The sequence below is a fragment of the Corynebacterium tuberculostearicum genome (genome assembly GCF_016894265.1).
Taxonomy (GTDB): Bacteria; Actinomycetota; Actinomycetes; order Mycobacteriales; family Mycobacteriaceae; genus Corynebacterium; species Corynebacterium tuberculostearicum_D.
In genome coordinates this window covers 1,982,183-1,999,896 of sequence record NZ_CP069791.1, presented here as the reverse complement: position 1 = coordinate 1,999,896, position 17,714 = coordinate 1,982,183, and the positions used below count along the sequence as shown (strand labels likewise).

At 61.7% G+C, this 17,714-nt stretch carries 13 protein-coding genes; 8 read left to right on the top strand and 5 right to left on the bottom strand.

The window, feature by feature from the left end; all coding sequences use genetic code 11:
- Positions 1 to 8 precede the first annotated feature (8 nt).
- Positions 9 to 1,355, top strand: coding sequence for a YjiH family protein (locus I6J28_RS09540; protein ID WP_204609505.1), 1,347 nt, complete (start codon positions 9 to 11; stop codon positions 1,353 to 1,355).
- An 8-nt stretch (positions 1,356 to 1,363) separates the two neighbouring features.
- Here the strand turns inward: I6J28_RS09540 and hutG are convergent, their stop codons facing one another.
- Entirely contained in the window at positions 1,364 to 2,296 is a 933-nt protein-coding gene (hutG, locus tag I6J28_RS09535) for a formimidoylglutamase (RefSeq protein ID WP_204609503.1), read from the bottom strand.
- 63 nt (positions 2,297 to 2,359) lie between these two features.
- On the opposite strand from hutG, the gene I6J28_RS09530 reads away from it, so the two are divergent.
- Positions 2,360 to 3,103 (top strand): IclR family transcriptional regulator, encoded by a 744-nt coding sequence (locus I6J28_RS09530; protein WP_204609501.1) that lies wholly within the window; start codon positions 2,360 to 2,362, stop codon positions 3,101 to 3,103.
- Positions 3,104 to 3,180: 77 nt separating this feature from the next.
- Positions 3,181 to 4,734, top strand: a complete 1,554-nt coding sequence (gene hutH / locus I6J28_RS09525; protein WP_204609499.1) for a histidine ammonia-lyase — start codon at positions 3,181 to 3,183, stop codon at positions 4,732 to 4,734.
- Here hutH and I6J28_RS09520 read toward each other — a convergent pair.
- Complete coding sequence (locus I6J28_RS09520) at positions 4,712 to 5,503, bottom strand: SGNH/GDSL hydrolase family protein (RefSeq protein WP_239235731.1); 792 nt, start codon at positions 5,501 to 5,503, stop codon at positions 4,712 to 4,714. The genes hutH and I6J28_RS09520 overlap by 23 nt on opposite strands.
- A 187-nt stretch (positions 5,504 to 5,690) precedes the next feature.
- Here I6J28_RS09520 and hutU point away from each other — a divergent pair, with 187 nt between their 5' ends.
- From hutU to I6J28_RS09500, 4 genes are all read left to right on the top strand, one after another.
- Positions 5,691 to 7,367, top strand: a complete 1,677-nt coding sequence (gene hutU / locus I6J28_RS09515; RefSeq protein ID WP_179386344.1) for a urocanate hydratase — start codon at positions 5,691 to 5,693, stop codon at positions 7,365 to 7,367.
- Entirely contained in the window at positions 7,368 to 8,537 is a 1,170-nt protein-coding gene (gene hutI / locus I6J28_RS09510) for an imidazolonepropionase (protein WP_204609495.1), read from the top strand. It begins immediately after the preceding gene.
- A 43-nt stretch (positions 8,538 to 8,580) separates the two neighbouring features.
- The gene (locus I6J28_RS09505) at positions 8,581 to 10,440 is read left to right on the top strand and encodes a DEAD/DEAH box helicase (RefSeq protein ID WP_204609493.1); all 1,860 of its coding nucleotides are present in this window, start codon (positions 8,581 to 8,583) and stop codon (positions 10,438 to 10,440) included.
- Between the two features lie 147 nt (positions 10,441 to 10,587).
- Positions 10,588 to 11,814: an HNH endonuclease signature motif containing protein gene (locus I6J28_RS09500; protein ID WP_204609491.1), complete on the top strand. Its 1,227-nt coding sequence runs from the start codon at positions 10,588 to 10,590 to the stop codon at positions 11,812 to 11,814.
- A gap of 20 nt (positions 11,815 to 11,834) precedes the next feature.
- Here the strand turns inward: I6J28_RS09500 and I6J28_RS09495 are convergent, their stop codons facing one another.
- From I6J28_RS09495 to putP, 3 genes are read right to left on the bottom strand one after another with little or no spacing between them, the layout of a single operon-like run.
- Positions 11,835 to 12,284, bottom strand: coding sequence for a DUF2269 domain-containing protein (locus I6J28_RS09495; protein WP_204609489.1), 450 nt, complete (start codon positions 12,282 to 12,284; stop codon positions 11,835 to 11,837).
- A gap of 44 nt (positions 12,285 to 12,328) precedes the next feature.
- Positions 12,329 to 12,907, bottom strand: a complete 579-nt coding sequence (locus I6J28_RS09490) for an HNH endonuclease family protein (protein ID WP_204609487.1) — start codon at positions 12,905 to 12,907, stop codon at positions 12,329 to 12,331.
- A gap of 37 nt (positions 12,908 to 12,944) precedes the next feature.
- Positions 12,945 to 14,510 carry a sodium/proline symporter PutP gene (gene putP, locus I6J28_RS09485; protein WP_204609485.1) on the bottom strand — a complete coding sequence of 522 codons (1,566 nt, stop codon included), beginning with the start codon at positions 14,508 to 14,510 and terminating at the stop codon, positions 12,945 to 12,947.
- Between the two features lie 166 nt (positions 14,511 to 14,676).
- On the opposite strand from putP, the gene I6J28_RS09480 reads away from it, so the two are divergent.
- Positions 14,677 to 17,712 carry a DEAD/DEAH box helicase gene (locus I6J28_RS09480; protein WP_204609483.1) on the top strand — a complete coding sequence of 1,012 codons (3,036 nt, stop codon included), beginning with the start codon at positions 14,677 to 14,679 and terminating at the stop codon, positions 17,710 to 17,712.
- The last annotated feature ends 2 nt before the right edge of the window (positions 17,713 to 17,714 follow it).

Below are 17,714 nucleotides of genomic sequence, written 5' to 3'. Positions count from 1 at the left end.
GTTTTACTGTGACTTCTACCGAATCTGTCTATACCTCTCACCAGAGCCATGACGGGGAGATCCCGCAGCCTGGGGGACGGTGGAAACTCTTTTTATATAGCGCCATTGGCGCGTTCGTATTCTTCCTGCCGGTGACGTACCAGGATAAGCGCTCCATTCCTTTGGACCACATGGTCACCATGGTGCGCGAAGGGATTCCGGCGCTGGTGCCGTGGATTATCTTTGCCCTTGCCGTCTATGGCACGGTGCGCAGCTTTACCACCGGGGCGTTTAAGGAAAGCGCGCTGCAGGCGGTCTTTGCGGTGCTCAACATTGTGGGCGCGGTGGTCTCCTTCCTCATGGTCATCGATGCGCTGCCGTGGGTGCTGGGCGATGAAGACCTAGTGCCGTTCCTGTGGAACTCCATCGCGATTCCGGTAGGCCTCATCGTGCCTATCGGTGGTGCGTTCCTGGCGTTTCTCATTGGCTTTGGCCTGCTGGAATTTGTTGGTGTGCTCATGCAGCCCATCATGCGGCCGCTGTGGAGGACGCCGGGGCGCTCCGCCATTGACGCGGTGGCCTCGTTCGTGGGCTCGTACTCGCTGGGCATTTTGGTGACGGACCGCGTCTACCAAAAGGGCGGCTATACCGGGCGCGAGGCGGCCATTATCGCCACCGGCTTTTCGACGGTCTCTGCGGCCTTCATGGTCATTGTGGCCAAGCAGCTGGACCTGATGAAAATCTGGGGCACCTACTTTATTGTCACGCTCATCGTGACCTTTGTGGTGACGGCCATTACCGTGCGCATTCCGCCGCTGCGCACCATTCCGGACGAATACTTTGCCGAAGCACACCCAGACCCGGAAAAGCCGGTGGAAGGCTCGCGCATCAAGAACGCGTGGCGCGAAGCGATGCTGGCACTAGAGCGCGCGCCATCCTTGTGGGAGTCCATCTGGGAGAACCTGCGCGATGGTGTGCGCATGGCGGCGGCCATCGTGCCTTCCATCATGTCGGTGGGCCTTATTGGCCTACTGCTCGCGCGCTTTACGTCCATCTTCGAGTGGATTGGCTACCTGTTTTATCCGTTCGCGTGGGTAGTGCAGCTGCCGGAACCGGTCCAGGCCGGCAAGGGCGCGGCCATGGGTATCGCGGAGATGTTCCTGCCCGCCACCGCAGTGGCAGGCAGCGACAGCATGGTGCTCAAGTTCGTCATCGGCGTGGTGGCAGTCTCCGCCATCATCTTCTTCTCCGCGCTGGTGCCGTGCATCTTGGCTACCAAGATTCCGGTGAAGCTCACCCACCTGGTCATCATCTGGTTTGAGCGCGTGGCGCTGACCATCCTCATCGCCACGCCGATTGCCCACCTGCTGTTTTGAGGTAGGAGCTAGGCCCCTAGGTGGGCCGTGACGATGTCATCGATAAGCCGCGCCGCTGCCTTGGCGGTGCGGTTATCTATGTCAAAGGTGGGGTTGAGCTCGACGACGTCCACCAGGGCCAGCTTGCCCGTTTGCGCAATAGCTACGGCCATGGCGCGGATGCGCTCGTAGCTGACGCCTAGCGATGCCGGTGCGGATACGCCTGGCGCGGTGGAGGCTGGCAGGACGTCGAGGTCGATGGATAGGTGGACCTTGTCCTTGCCCTCCGTGGCGCGGGCAGCGAGCTCGCCGCACTCGGCCGGGGAGAGGTTGACCAGCTCTTCGTCCAGGGTGATGGCCACGCCGAGGGACTCGGCCTCGTCGAAAAGCACCGCGGTGTTATTGGGGCGGGAGATACCCAGCACGGTGTAGTCGAAGTTATCGGTGAGCTCCGAAATCTGCTTGAACGGGGTGCCGGAGGTGGCTTGATCGGCGCGGCGCAGATCGAAGTGGGCGTCCAGATTAATGATCTTGGTGGCGCCTACCGCGCGGTAGAGGCCGCGGTGCGAGCCGAAGGCAGTCTCGTGACCACCGCCCAGAATGATGGGGAGGGTGCCGGCTTCGACGAGCTCCTGCACTTTATCGGAGAGCGCATCGTGGGCGCCGTCGAGGTCGTCGGCTTGGGTGGTGATTGTGCCGGCGTCGGCAAGCGCATGCGCATGGTGCACCGCCAAGGAACCCAGCGCGGAACGCAGCGCGGCCGGGCCTGCGGCTGCACCCTGGCGGCCGCCATTGCGCAGCACGCCCTCATCGGAGGCAAAGCCCACCAGGGTTACCGGGGCGGGGGAGTCGGTGGACTGATTGATAACGCTATGCCAGCGGGCGTGCTCTGGGCCAGGGCCATCGGAGCGGCCGGACCATTCGGGGGCGGGGGTGAAAAGTTCAGCTTTTTCGGTGTTCATGGTTACCGAGGGTAGGCAAGAACGCGGGATATGGCAGGAAAATTCTGCCTACAATCACTAAGTGTGAGTACAAATCGAGTTCCAGCGGCCCGTCACGCGTTAGAGATTCTTAAGTTGTTATCGACGATTGACGTACCAATTTCTGCTGCCAGGATACAAGGTGAACTGGGACTGCCACGGTCATCTACCTATCACTTGCTAGCGGAGATGGTGGATGCCGGCTTTGTGGCGCACTTGCCGGAACATAAGACATATGGCCTGGGCCTTGCGGCCTATTCCATGGCTTCGGCCTATGTAACTCAACAGCCTTTGGTGCGAATGGCTACTCGGGACTTGGAAAGGTGTGCGGATCTGGTGGGTGGATCGGGGCACTTGTCTCGTATGGCTGGATCGGAAATCTTGTACTTGCAGGAGGTCCGTGCCGCAGGGGCAATCTCTTTGGTGACCGAGGTTGGAGTGCGATTGCAAGCGCATAAGACGGCGTCGGGGCGCGTAATGCTGGCGCATCTTCCTGACGCAGAGGTGCGAGCCGCTTTTGATACCGCGGGTGGCAGTGGCTTTTCTGCATTGAAGGAGCGCTTGCGGTTGGTGGCCGCGCGGGGTTGGGACCAAGAGGTGGAGGAAATTACTCGCGGCCAGGCTTCTGTAGCGGTCCCTATTCTGGACCATCTGGACCGTCCAGCGGCGGCGGTGGCGGTGACGTATCCGGTAGGGACGCCAGATACAAAGGTGGATGGCGCCATTCGGACATTGCAGCAGGTGTCAGACAAGGTCGCAGGGAAAATGTACCGCAATCGAAAAAAGTGAGGTAGCATACATATATCGCGTTGGGCTGTCGCGCGACACATTTTTGATTATCGATCCCTACTCCAAGGAGTTTTGCCATGCCTAACGCCTACCCATCCACCGTGACCGTCAACGTCGGTGCGCTGAGCATCGAGGACGTCGTTGCCGTTGCCCGCTATGGGGCGAAGGTGGAGATTGCGCCCGAGGCTCTCGAAGAGGTAGCCGCGACCCGCGAGCGCGTGGAAGAACTGGCACAGGATCCCACCCCGGTCTATGGCATTTCCACCGGCTTTGGTGCACTTGCCCGCCGCCACATTCCGGAGGAGATGCGCGCCCAGTTGCAGCTTTCCCTGGTGCGCTCGCATGCCGCAGGCACCGGCCCAGAGGTAGAAGAAGAAGTCATTCGCGCACTTATGCTGCTGCGCCTGTCCACCCTGTGCACCGGCCGCACTGGTGTGCGCCCAGTGGTCGTAGAAACCTATGCCAAGGCACTGAACGCTGGCATCGTGCCGGTGGTGCGCGAGTACGGATCGCTGGGCTGCTCTGGCGACTTGGCGCCGCTGGCCCACTGTGCGCTGGCCCTGCTGGGTGAGGGTGAGGTGCGTGTCAACGGCGAGCTTAAGGACGCAGGCGACGCCCTGGCCGCGGCCGGCATCGAGCCGCTGCAGCTGCGCGAGAAGGAAGGGCTCGCGCTTATTAACGGCACCGATGGCATGCTCGGCCAGCTCTGCCTGGCCATTACTGACCTGCGCGCGGCCGCAAAGACCGCCGATATTGCCACCGCCATGACTGTGGAAGGACTGCTCGGCACCCTTGTGGTCTTTGCCGATGACCTGCAGCAGCTGCGCCCGCACCCAGGCCAGGCCGATGCCGCGGCCAATATCCTCCAGGTGGCCGAAGGCTCTGAGATTCTGGAGGCCGCGCTCGAGGAGTTCAAGAAGAACCAGGTGCAGGATGCGTACTCCGTGCGCTGCGCCCCGCAGGTAGCGGGCGGGTTCCGCGATACCCTGGCCCACACCGCCCAGGTGGCCGAGCGCGAGCTCGCAGCCGCGGTGGATAACCCGGTGGTAACCAAGGATGGCCGCGTGGTCTCCAATGGCAATTTCCACGGCGCGCCGGTAGCCTATGCGCTCGACTTCCTGGCTATTGTCACTGCGGACTTGGCGTCCATTTCCGAGCGCCGCACCGACCGCTTCCTGGACCCGGCGCGCAACCGCGGGTTGAATGCTTTCCTTGCTGATGACCCCGGTGTCGACTCCGGCCACATGATCGCGCAGTACGCCCAGGCTGGCATCGTCAGTGAGATGAAGCGCCTGGCTAACCCATCCTCGGCCGATTCCATTCCGTCTTCGGCCATGCAGGAAGACCATGTCTCCATGGGGTGGTCCGCCGCCCGCAAGCTGCGCAAGGCTGTCGATGGCCTGCAGCGGGTGCTCGCCGTAGAGATCCTCACCGCCGCCCGCGCCATCGACATGCGCGAGGGTACCCCGGCCAAGGGAACCGGCGCGGTGATTGAGAAGCTGCGCGAGACTGTCGAGGGCCCCGGCGTGGACCGATACCTGTCCCCGGAAATCGAGGAAATTGTACGCCTAGTTAAAGAAGGCGCTCTTATCGACGCCGTCGAGGACGCTACCGGCCAGCTGCGCGGCTAAGGGCTTGGGCCATCGCCACCTGTCCCGCGTGGGTGGGGTGCATGGGGAAGGAATCGGTCTCCTTGCCCGTAAAATCCACCCACGGCGAGGGGGAGCAGGCGGTGTGGTCTAGGGCGGCGTCGGCAAGCACGTAAGTAGCCCCATTGCGCTCGGCGGCCTCGCGCACCGCCTGGTTGATGCGCTCGATGGAGCGAGCCACCCATTCCCGGTCAGTGGCCGGGATTTTTTCTATGTAGGGGCAGGTCTCCCCGCGCTTTATGAGGGGAAGGTAGCCGGTAGCGAGGATTTTCGCGTTAGGGGAGCGACGGTGAATCTCCTCGTAGACCTTGTCGAGCCGGCGCGGCAGATCGCGGATTTCCAGGTCAATCTGCGCGCCGGATTCCGCCTGGCAGATATCGTCCGTGGCGCACTGGGTAAGGCGCACGAAGCTGGCGTCATTGCCGCCGATGGATAGGCTCACCAGGTCGGTGTCCTCGCGTAGGGCGTCCACCTGGGCGGGGTGCTCGCCGGCGGAGGAAAGCACGTCGAGGGTACTGGCGCCCTGGCAGGCCACATTGGTGAGCTTTGCGCCCATCTCCTTGGCCGCGAGCTCGGGGTAGGAATCCTGTGCGCGCACGCAGGTATTGGGAGGGTCCAGCGGCAGCGTGGTCGAGCCCATGGCCGCATAGGAATCTCCCAGCGCCACATAGTGGAGTGGCTGCGGTTCCTCGGCGGGGGTGGAACAAGCGGCGAGGAGGGCCACGGAAAGGAGGGGGATGAACCGACGCATGCAGGCCATCGTAGATCATCCCGTGGGTGTCTCATATACGAGACAGTTCGGGTTTGTGTGGCATGGTACACAGAGCTAGGTCACAGTACCTTGTGACATGTGACGCCCAACAAGTCCCCGGGGACAGCCCCGGGAAACCGGCCTAGGGGGCTTGGGAGGGCGTCGAAAAGCACGACGAAAGGAAGCCATGTCTCAACCACGCGAAGTACGCGCGCCGCGCGGAACCGAACTGTCCGCCAAGTCCTGGCAGACCGAAGCGCCCCTGCGCATGCTCATGAATAACCTCGATCCCGAGGTTGCCGAGCGCCCCGAGGACCTCGTGGTCTATGGCGGCACCGGCCGCGCAGCACGCAGCTGGGAAGCCTTCGACGCCATCGTTGAATCCCTCAAGGATCTCGAGTCCGATGAGACCTTGCTGGTGCAGTCCGGCAAGCCGGTGGGCATCTGGAAGACCAACGAGTGGGCACCGCGCGTGCTTATCGCTAACTCCAACCTCGTAGGCGATTGGGCTAACTGGGAGCACTTCCGCAAGCTCGAGGACGAGGGCCTCATGATGTACGGCCAGATGACGGCCGGCTCCTGGATCTACATCGCCACCCAGGGCATCCTGCAGGGCACCTTCGAGACCTTCGCGGCCGTGGCCAAGAAGCGCTTCGGCGGCAGCCTGGCCGGCACCTTCACCCTGACTGGCGGTTGCGGCGGCATGGGCGGCGCACAGCCGCTATCTGTCACCCTCAACGGCGGCGCCTGCCTCATCGTGGACGTGGACGAGACCCGCCTCAAGCGCCGCCAGCACAAGCGCTACCTGGATGAGGTTGTCACCGACCTCGACGAGGCCCTCAAGCTAGTCCTGGACGCCAAGGAAAACAAGAAGCCGCTGTCTGTCGGCCTGGTAGGCAACGCCGCCGAGGTCTTCCCAGAGATCCTGCGCCGCCAGCGCGCCGGGGAATTTACCGTAGACATCGTCACGGACCAGACCTCCGCACACGACCCGCTGTCCTACCTGCCTTCTGAAATCACCATGGAAGACTGGCACAACGAGGCCAAGGCGGATCCGACCACCTTTACCAAGAAGGCTCGCGAGTCCATGGCCGCCCAGGTTCAAGCCATGGTTGAGTTCCAGGATGAGGGTGCCGAGGTCTTCGACTACGGCAACTCCATCCGCGATGAGGCCCGCAAGGCCGGCTATCAGCGCGCTTTCGAGTTCCCGGGCTTCGTTCCGGCCTATATCCGCCCGCTCTTCTGCGAGGGCCTAGGCCCCTTCCGCTGGGCCGCGCTCTCCGGAGACCCAGAGGACATCAAGGTCACCGACCAAGCACTCAAGGAGCTCTTCCCGGACAACGAGCACCTGCACAACTGGCTCGACGCCGCCGAGGAGTACGTCGAGTTCGAGGGCCTGCCGGCACGCATTTGCTGGCTGGGCTACAACGAGCGCCACAAGGCTGGTCTGCTCTTTAATGACCTGGTCCGCGAGGGCAAGATCAAGGCGCCGATCGTCATCGGCCGTGACCACCTGGATTCTGGCTCCGTGGCATCCCCATACCGCGAAACCGAGGCCATGCTCGATGGCACCGATGCCGTGGCCGACTGGCCGCTGCTCAATGCCATGACTGCCGTATCTTCCGGCGCTACCTGGGTTTCCCTCCACCACGGCGGAGGCGTGGGCATGGGCCGCTCCATCCACGCAGGCCAGGTCACCGTTGCAGACGGCACCGAACTCGCCGCGGCCAAGTTGCGCGCGGTGCTCACCAATGATCCGGGCATGGGCGTTATCCGCCACGTTGATTCCGGCTACACTCGCGCAAAGGAGGTCGCCGACGAGCGCGGCGTCCGCATTCCAATGGAATTCAAGGCAAGGGACTAGATGAGCACACTTTTTACCGGCATTTCAGAACTCCGTACGGTCAGCGAGCGTGGCACGCTTAACGACGCCGCCATTATCGCCCAATCCGGCACCATCGCCTGGGTCGGCCCAGCCTCCGAGGCTCCGGCCGCCGATGAGAAGGTGGACCTGGGCGGCCGCGCCGTCCTGCCCGGCTGGGTAGATTCGCACACCCACATGGTCTTCGACGGTGACCGCTCCGCCGAATTCGAGGCCCGCATCTCCGGCGGTTCCTATGAGGCAGGCGGCATCGCCGTGACCATGGACGCCACCCGCCAGGCCGGCACCGACCGCCTGGACAAGCTGGTGGCGGACCGCGTGGCCGCCGGCCGCCGCGGTGGCACCACCACCTTCGAAACCAAGACGGGCTACGGCCTCAATACCGAGTCCGAGGTGGAGGCCGCCAAGGTAGCCTCCCGCCACGTCGATGACGTGACCTTCTTAGGTGCGCACCTGGTCCCGCCGGGAGCGGACGCGGAGGAGTACCTCGACGAGGTCGTTGGCCCCATGCTCGAAGGCGTTGCTCCCTACGTGCAGTGGATCGACGTCTTCTGTGAGCGCGGCGCCTTCAACGAGGAACAATCCCGCCGCGTGCTGGAGGCCGGTAAGAAGTTGGGCCTTGGCCTGCGCGTGCACGGCAACCAGCTGGGCGTGGGTCCAGGCGTTGCCCTCGCCGTCGAACTGGGCGCCGCCTCGGTAGACCACGTCAATCACCTAACCGACGAGGACGTCGAGCTGCTAGCCAATTCCGATACCGTGGCCACCATGCTGCCGGCGTGCGACCTGTCCACCCGCGAGCCGCTTGCTCCGGGCCGCACGCTTCTCGACGCCGGCGCCACCCTCGCCATTGCCTCCAACCTCAACCCCGGCACGTCTTATACCTCCTCGATGAACTACTGCGTGACCACCGCGGTCCTGCAGCAACGCCTCTCCGTCGATGAGGCCATTCACGCCGCCACCACCGGCGGGGCGACCGCCCTGCGCCGCCACAACGTTGGCAATGGCCTCGACCCGCAGGGCCGCCCTGCGAAGGGCACCATTGTGGAGGGTGCCGCCGCGGACCTGCACGTGCTCGACGCCCCCAGCGCCGTGCACTTGGCCTACCGTCCGGGCATGCCGCTGAGCTACCGCACTTTCGTCGCGGGCGCTTAGGATATGGAGTTTGGGGCGGCAATCGCGTAGGGTTGGTGAAGCAATGAGCATTACCGATAACGCCACCGGCGGCGTCAACGAGCCGGAAGATTTTAATAAGTCGGAATCTCAGGACAACTCGCAAGGTGTCACCAAGGACACCAGGGCTGCGAATACTTCTGAGGACACCGGCGCTGAGTCCCAAGATTCAGCCAACGACAACTCCCAGGGGTTCGCGCATCTTGGCCTGCCAGAGAAAATTCTGGAGGCCGTTGCGAAAGTAGGCTTCACCAAGCCGTCCCCCATTCAGGAAGAAACCATCCCGATCTTGATGGAAGGCCGCGACGTTGTCGGCCTTGCCCAGACCGGTACCGGCAAGACCGCAGCCTTTGCGCTGCCGGTTTTGTCACAGATTGACACCAAGGCCCGCCATCCGCAGGCCCTCGTGCTCGCGCCAACCCGCGAGCTGGCGCTGCAGGTGGCGGACTCCTTCCAGTCCTTCGCCGAGTCCCTCAAGGGTGTCGAGGTGTTGCCTATCTACGGTGGCCAAGCCTATGGCATTCAGCTATCCGGTCTGCGCCGCGGTGCGCAGGTCATCGTGGGTACCCCGGGTCGCGTCATCGACCACCTGGAGAAGGGCTCGCTGGATTTGTCCCAGCTGCAGTTCCTCGTCCTCGATGAGGCCGATGAGATGCTGAACATGGGCTTCCAGGAAGACGTCGAGCGCATCCTGGAGGACACCCCGGATCGCAAGCAGGTGGCGCTTTTCTCGGCCACCATGCCGAACGCTATCCGACGCCTGTCTAAGCAGTACCTCGACAACCCCGCCGAGGTCACGGTGAAGTCCGAGCGTCGCACCAATGACAACATCACGCAGCGCTTCCTCCTTATCCCGCATCGCGCAAAGATGGATGCCTTCACCCGCATCCTTGAGGTCATCAATTACGACGCCATCATCGTCTTCTGCCGCACCAAGCACGAGACCGAAGAGGTGGCCGAGACCCTGCGTGACCGCGGTTTCAGCGCCGCCGCCATCAATGGCGATATTGCGCAGGCGCAGCGTGAGCGCACCGTCGATCAGCTCAAGGATGGCCGCCTAGACATCCTCGTGGCTACCGACGTCGCCGCCCGTGGCCTCGACGTTGAGCGCATCACGCACGTGGTGAACTTCGATATCCCGAACGATACCGAGTCTTACGTGCACCGCATCGGCCGCACCGGCCGCGCTGGACGCTCCGGCGAAGCCATCCTGTTCGTCACCCCGCGCGAGCGCCGCATGCTGCGCTCCATCGAGCGCGTGACCAACGCCCGTCTGGAAGAGATGGACCTGCCGTCCGTTGATGAGGTCAATGAAAAGCGCAAGGAAAAGTTCGCGCAGTCCATTACCAACTCCATGGACAATAAGCAGGCGGACTTCTTCCGCACCTTGGTGCGCAAGTACTCCGAGGACAATAACGCGGCCATGGATGACATCGCCGCAGCCCTCGCCGTCATGCTGCAGGGCGGCAAGAACTTCCTGATGGAAGACAAGCCGCTGCCCAAGCCGAAGCGCGACCGCGACCGCCGCGACGATCGCAAGCGCGATTTCAAGGGTGGCGGTAAGGGCCGCAGCCCAAAGCGGCCGGACGGAGACTTTGAGACGTACCGATTGGACGTCGGCAAGCGGCAAAATGTGCGCCCAGGAGCCATCGTCGGCGCTATTGCCAACGAGGGTGGCCTGTCTGCCAAGGACTTTGGCCGCATCACCATCGCGGTGGGCCATACCCTGGTTGACCTGCCAAAGAACCTCGATCCGGCAGTGCTGGACCGCCTGAAGGATACCCGCATTTCCGGCCAGCTGATTAAGATTCAGAAGGACACCGGCCGCCCACCTCGCCGTGACCACGGCGGTGGACGCAAGCGCGGTGGACGCTGGCGCGACTAGCATTTTCGACTCGATGGGCCTCTTTGGAGGCCCATTTTTTCGTGCCATTTGACCTGCGGTTTTACTATAAACGGGGGTAGTGTGTCGGAGGGGTTTTGTATACTGAAAGCGCAAACATGTTCTAGAGAAACTTCTGCGGGGAAGTCCATGAATGCGCCCTACTTTGCCAATACCAATCCAGCAAATTCCACCTCACAAGCAGCAACAGACATTCGCAAGGCCGAATACCTCCTATGGAAACGCCTGCATCCAGACCCGGATGACGATATCGAAATAATTAGCCAATCACTGTCGGATCTCACCGGAACGCGGCAGTCCCGAATTAGAAATATCATTTTCGCCTTTGAGCGATTGCAGGAGCTGCCGCGCCTTAAAGCCCGGCAGGAAGAGCAGTACCACTTAGATTTAGACCGCTTAATTACTATTGACCAGACGCTGTCCAAGTTGGGCGAGATTGACACCGAAAAACGCCTGCTTATCGACGCCGAATTAACCACCTACCTCACCCCCAAACGCCCCAACCAAAAATTACCGTCCCATCGCAACCTGCGGCGAAAGCTGCGGGAGCTTATTGTCCGCCTTGATCCGACCATCGCCGCACGCGACCCGCGGCGCAAGGAGTCCTATCACCTCGAGCCTACGGGCGGGGAGTGGGCCGCAGTGTGCCTCGACGTGGGCCTAGAGACTGCCGAAATCATCGACCGAAATATTCGCGGTGTGGCCACGGAGAAGGACATTTCCTTGGCTCAGGCTGCGGTCGAGTTGCTCACCGGTGAGGCCGAAGCCAAGGCGAAGGTGGTGCTCAATATGTACCGCTGCGATCTGCCGGATGCTCCTGCTTTCGTCCAAAACCTGGGTTGGGTTTCGCCTGAGGTGGCCGATGACATGCAATCGCGGGCCACGACCGTGCGCGACATGGAGAAGGCGGCAGAAGATGAAAGCGGAAACTACGTCACCCCGCCGCATATTCGCGCCTTTGTGGAAGGGCTCGATGGAACCTGCCGGTGGCCCGGATGTACGCGGCCGGCGATGGCTTCCCAGATGGACCACCGGCATGATTTCGCTGACGGAGGACCTACTTCGGCGGCAAACTTGACCTGCCTGTGTCAACATCACCACAACATCAAGACTGATGGACGGGCGTTTTATATCAAGGATCCGATTAGCGGGGACGTCGTCTGGCTCTTTGAAGATTCGACTTGGGTCTATGACGAAGCCAGCGGGCCGCTCGCGCCGAAGAATCGGAGGTGGGCGCAGACTGTGGCGCAGGCGACGCGGCGGCGTCGAGAGAATGCGCACGAAGATGCGCAAAAGCTGAAGGAAGAGCTAGAAAACGAGAAAAGGGACAGTGAAGACACTGTCCCAGAGGAGTAAATGGCTTTTTAGAAGGCCACTTAGAAGTGGACGTACATCAGGATGAGGCAGATGATCCACAGAAGGTTGAATACGCCGCCGAATGCGGACAGTGGCTTCTTAGCTGCCGCGTAGTCGAAGGATTCAGTCGATTCGAGGGCGGCCATCGCCTTCTTCTGCTTTGGCAGAATGACGAAGAAGAGCAGGCACCATGCGATGATGGCAACCAAGATGGCGATGTGGAAGTTCACTTCGGACTTGTAAGCGCTGATATCGGAAAGGAATACGCCGAGGCCGAGGATAGGCACGATGGCAGAGATGTAGCCGTAGGTATTGGTGATGTTGTGCAGGACGCGAGCGGAGCCGAGCGCCGCGTGGTCACCCTGTGCTGCCTTGACCATTTGGGTCTGGAAGCTGGAGGTGGATACGCATACCGGGCCGATCAAGAGAATGGCTGCGGCCACGTGGAAAAATACAAGGAAAGAAGTCATTGAATGAACCCTTCAATCGCGGAAAGTTGCCACGTCAACCCTAATCAATTTCCGGTGAGTACGGCTAACCGACATTGCCTTTGCATCGCCCGCACGTCCTTAGAAGGCAGGGGAAGGGCGTACTTTCGGGCTATGTCAGCAAGGCGGCGGGAATAGTCGCAGCGGTTGGCGGGAGGTAGCCATTCCGCGGGGAGGGCGTCTGACTTTTCTTGGTTGAGCTCACGGCTGGTGGCTACGAGATTGAGCGGGTCGTTGCCAAAGCGGACCTTGGTTTCGCGGTCCCACTCGGAAGCGCCAAGGTCATAGGCCGCGGAGAGGGGGAAAATGTGGTCGATCTCAATGGGCGAGGTAGCGGGAATGGTGGTGCCACTATAGGGGTCATAAAGGGCCCCGCTGCGGGCGTGGCAGGCGTGGAGGGGTTCGCTGGATTGGCTTTCTAGAATGACCTCGCGGGTGGTGCAGGCGCCGTGGGGCTGCCAGATGCCGAAGTCTTCACGGTTGTAGCCGGCGGCTTCGGGGCGGGAGGGGAGCGTGGTGACGTCAAAACGCGGAAAAGGCCACGCATACCATGCACCGATGAGGACGGTGATGCATGATAGCGCGGCCAGGTAATAGGACTTCATGTCCTATTGGACTGCGAGGAGTCCGCGTTGGTTCCGATTACTTATCGGTGACCTTTTCTGCGGCTTCCTCAAAGTCGAGGTTGGAGTCATTTTCCACGAGCTTGGCCAGCTTGGTGGACTCTTCGAATTCGGCAACAACCTCTGGCTTAGGCTCCTTCGTGAGCTTGGAGACAATAACCGCCACGATGAGGGCCAGGAAGAAGCCTGGGACGATTTCGTAGAGGACGTCGGAAAGCGGAGACATGCCCCAGCCAATAGCAACGATTGCACCGGTAAGCATGCCGGCAATGGCACCGGCGGAGTTGAGGCGCTTCCAGTACAGGGAGAGCAAGATGATCGGGCCGAAGGCAGAACCAAAGCCTGCCCAAGCGAAGCCAACCAGACCCAAAATGGAGTCAGATGGGTTGATTGCCAGCAGGGCGGCGATGACCGCGATGGCGACGATGGCGGTGCGGGAGAGATTGATGAGGACCTGCTCGCTGGGCTTCTTCTTAGCAAAGATGAGGAAGAGGTCCTCGATGAGGGAAGTAGAGACGACGAGCATTTGGGACGACATGGTGGACATGATGGCGGCCAGAACCGCGGTCAGGACGAAGCCTGCGGGCAGTGGGTGCATCATGGCCTGCGCCATATCCAGGAAGATGGTTTCGAAGTTCTCCTGGTCGGTGATGCTGTGGCCGGTCTGGGTGAAGTAGACGGTGCCAGAGAGAGCGACGAAGATAGCGCCGATAACGGACAGACCCATCCAGGTAACGCCGTAGAAGCGGCCCTGGCGGGCGTCGGAAGGCTTACGCAGCGCCATGAAGCGGACCACGATGTGTGGCTGGCCAAAGTAGCCCAGGCCCCAGGCCAGGTTGCCGATGATGACGCCAGCGGAAACGCCCGCGAACATGGAGAAGTAGTTGTCATTTTCCACTACGCCATCGGTGCCGTAGGCATTATTGCTTGCGAAAGAGAAGATGGAAGCAGGATCGCTGAGAGAGACGATTGCCATAATTGGCACGATCATCAAGGCGACGAACATAAGCACGCCCTGGACGACGTCCGTGTAGGACACAGCCAAGAATCCGCCGACGAAGGTGTAGAAGATGGTCACCGCGGCGATAACAAGCATGCCGGTGAGGTAGTCGCCACCGAAGGTGGACTCGAAGTAGCGGCCGCCGGAGACCATGCCGGAGGAGACGTAGAAGGTAAAGAAGAAGATGATGATGGCTGCGGAGATGATGCGCAGCAGGCGGGACTTATCGTGCAGGCGGTTTTCAAAGAAGGACGGCACGGTAATGGAGTTGGCCGCGATCTCCGAGTAGGAGCGCAGGCGCGGTGCGACCCACTTCCAGTTTGCCCAGCAGCCGACGAGCAGGCCGATGGCCATCCATAGCTCGGACATGCCGGAGAGGAAGAGCGCGCCAGGCAGGCCCATGAGCAGCCAGCCGGACATGTCGGAAGCGCCTGCGGAGAGGGCCGCTACGAATGGGTGCAGACCACGGCCGCCCAAAACATAATCGTCATATTGATCGGTTTGCTTGTAGCTCCAATAGCCAATGGCTGCCATTGCGAGGAGATACACGATCATCGCAATGACGTACCAAGTTGAATCTTGCACGTTTTACTCCTTGTAGGTGTGTGATGACATTCTCACGTTAACGGGGTCACAAGGTTAACCCAAGCGAAAATACAGGTGTGGCGCAGATCTCCGTTTCGATTTTCTGTCGTTCAACTGGGAAAAGGACGGAACATAACGAGCGTGTAACAAAATCAAATGGGCTGCTATGCTGGCGGCTATGGCTTCTTACCTAGTGCATGGACTGTGGCTCCCCGTTACGGGACTAGGTCTATGGATTGAACAGGTAGAAGGGCACAAGATTGTCATGCCCAACGCCGTTCCTGAGGGCACCTTCCCGCCGGCGGTGGAGTCCATCCTGGGGAAGAAATCTTTCCGCAACCGAGCGCGGGTATCGCTGCGTACGCCAAAGGGCAAGGATGTCTCCCTGATGGTGCCCATGGCGATGTTCGGCCCCGAAGAGGCCGTGGCGGCGCTCGCCCAAATGGAGCACCTGAACCACAAGCCGCCCGCCACCATCGCCCCCGACCTTCAGTGGCTGATTCATGCCTACAGCGGCCTGTGCAAGTTCGTGCGCGCCGGGCGCGTGACCTTCCGGCTGGCTTACCAAGCCAATGAGTGGTTCCCCATGTGGCAGCTGGCCTCCGGCCTGGGCGAGCGCGGCTGGCTCGCGGAGATGATGGCGGCCGCGCCGGGCATTTTGCACGTGAATAATCGGGCGCTCTCGGATGACATGGCCGATGAGCTCACCCACTGGATTGCCTTTCGCGAGCTGCGGCCCGTGGCGGAGGCGCCGCGGCCGATGCCATGGCACGAGTTCGCCCGCGCCCTGCTCGATACGCGGCCAATCCGGCGGGGACGCTCGCAGCTGCTGCGCGGGCTCAATGAGTGGAAGAATTCCATCTACGAGGTTGAGCTCCAGCTGGTCTACATCGTGGAGGAGCCGCTTGACGTTGACCCGGATACGGCCAAGTGGCCAGTGCGCGTGCGGGTGCGCTCGGGCACGGATTCTCCGCGGCCGGTGTCGGCGCAGAGTTTGGATAGAGCGAGTGTGGAAAAGCTGCGCGAAGCTCACCGCAAAGCCGTGCGCATCGCACCCACGCTGGGGGAGACCGCGCAGCTGCCGCAGCCTGGCGACGGCGACTGGGACGTCTACCTTGAAACCCACCAGCTCACCCACTTTATTACCCACGAGGTGGATAAGCTCAAGGCCAGCGGCGTGACCGTCATGCTGCCTAAAGCCTGGGCACAGATGGAGACTAAGGCCAAGCTGGAAACCCACGAGGCCCGCGATCCGGCCGAGGCCGCCACGAAGAAACACATCGGCATGAATAAGCTCGTGGACTATAACTGGCGCATGTCCGTGGGCGATGTGGAGCTGACCGAGGAAGAGATGGAGGACCTGGTCAATTCCAAGTCCGGCCTCATCCAGCTGCGCGGCAAGTGGGTCATGGCCGATAAGCAGGTCGTCTCCCAAGTCTCCGGCTACATGGACGCGCTGCGGGAGAAGGCCATCGCGCGCAAGAAAAAGGAGCTCGAGCAGCTAGCAGCCTCCGCAGAGATGGCTAAGCAGCTCGACCAGCCAGGGTGGGAAGCTCTGATGGCGGACGTGGAGCGCCGCCGCCAAGAATTCAACGAGGGCGGCGAGGAGCACGAGCAGGTCACCGTGGCCGAACTGCGCGAGCTGGCGCTAGAGTCCATGACCCAAGAGCCCATCGAGTTCACCGGCAGCACCTGGCACACGGCGCTGCTCGGCGGGGTGGATAAGGTCGCGCCAGAGCGCGTGGAGATCCCTACGACTGTGAAGGCGGAGCTCCGCGAGTACCAGCGCCGCGGCGTCGACTGGCTGTATTGGATGTCGCGCAGTGGCATTGGGGCAGTGCTTGCCGACGACATGGGTCTCGGCAAAACCCTTCAACTACTGTCCCTCCTCGCGGTAGAGAAAGACCGCGGTGAGCAGACCGGTCCCACGCTCGTGGTGGCACCAACGTCCGTGGTAGGCAACTGGGCCCGCGAGGCCCAGCGCTTCGTCCCAGACTTCAAGGTCATGGTGCAGCACGGCTCGAGTCGCCCGCGCGGCGAGGACTTTTTTAAGGAGGCCGGCGTGAGCGATCTCGTTATCACTACCTACGGCACCGTGGGCCGCGACTTTAATGACATGGGCGAGGTGGGCTGGCAGCGCGTTGTCCTCGATGAAGCCCAGGCCATCAAGAACTCCGCGACCCGCTCGTCCAAAGCCGTGCGCTCGCTGCCCTCAGAGCACCGCGTGGCGCTGACCGGCACCCCGGTGGAAAATCGACTCTCCGAGATGCGCTCCATCCTGGATTTCTGCAATCCCGGCGTGTTGGGCACCGCCTCGTTCTTCCGCAATCACTTTGCCAAGGCCATCGAGCGCAATAATGACGAGGAGATGTCCGAGCGCCTCCGCCAGCTCACCGCACCGTTTATCCTCCGCCGCGTCAAGACGGACCCGAATATCATCGATGACTTGCCAGAAAAGTCCGAGCAGATCCTCACCGTATCCATGACCACCGAGCAGGCCGCCCTGTATAAGGCACTGGTCAACCAGGTAAAGAAGGACCTGCAGGAGGCGACAGGCATCAATAAGCGCGGTTTGGTGCTGGCCTCGCTAACCCGCATTAAGCAGATTTGTAATCACCCCGCGCACTACCTGGGCGATAACTCGCCGGTGACGCTCAAGGGCAAGCACCGCTCCGGCAAGGTCAAAGAGCTCATGCGCATCGTGGATGAGGCCACCGAATCCGGCGAGCGACTCCTCGTCTTTACCCAGTACAAGGCCTTTGGAGATATCTTGCAGCCCTATCTGAGTGACCAGCTGGGCCGCGATATTCCCTTCCTCCACGGCGGAGTAACCAAGAATAAGCGCGACCAGATGGTGGAAGATTTCCAGTCCGAGGACGGACCGCCGGCGATGATCCTTTCGCTCAAAGCCGGCGGCACCGGTCTGAACCTCACGGCCGCCTCTATCGTCGTGCACATGGACCGCTGGTGGAATCCGGCGGTGGAAAACCAGGCGACGGACCGTGCCTTCCGCATTGGCCAGCGCCGCAATGTGCAGGTGTATAAGATGATCACCGCAGGTACGCTGGAGGAATCCATCCAGGATATCTTGGACGGTAAGACGCAGCTGGCCGGCGCCGTGGTGGGCGAAGGCGAGGGCTGGCTCACCGAGCTGGACCCAGATCAGTTGGCCGCACTCATGAGCTACCGGGGGAGGGAGTAATC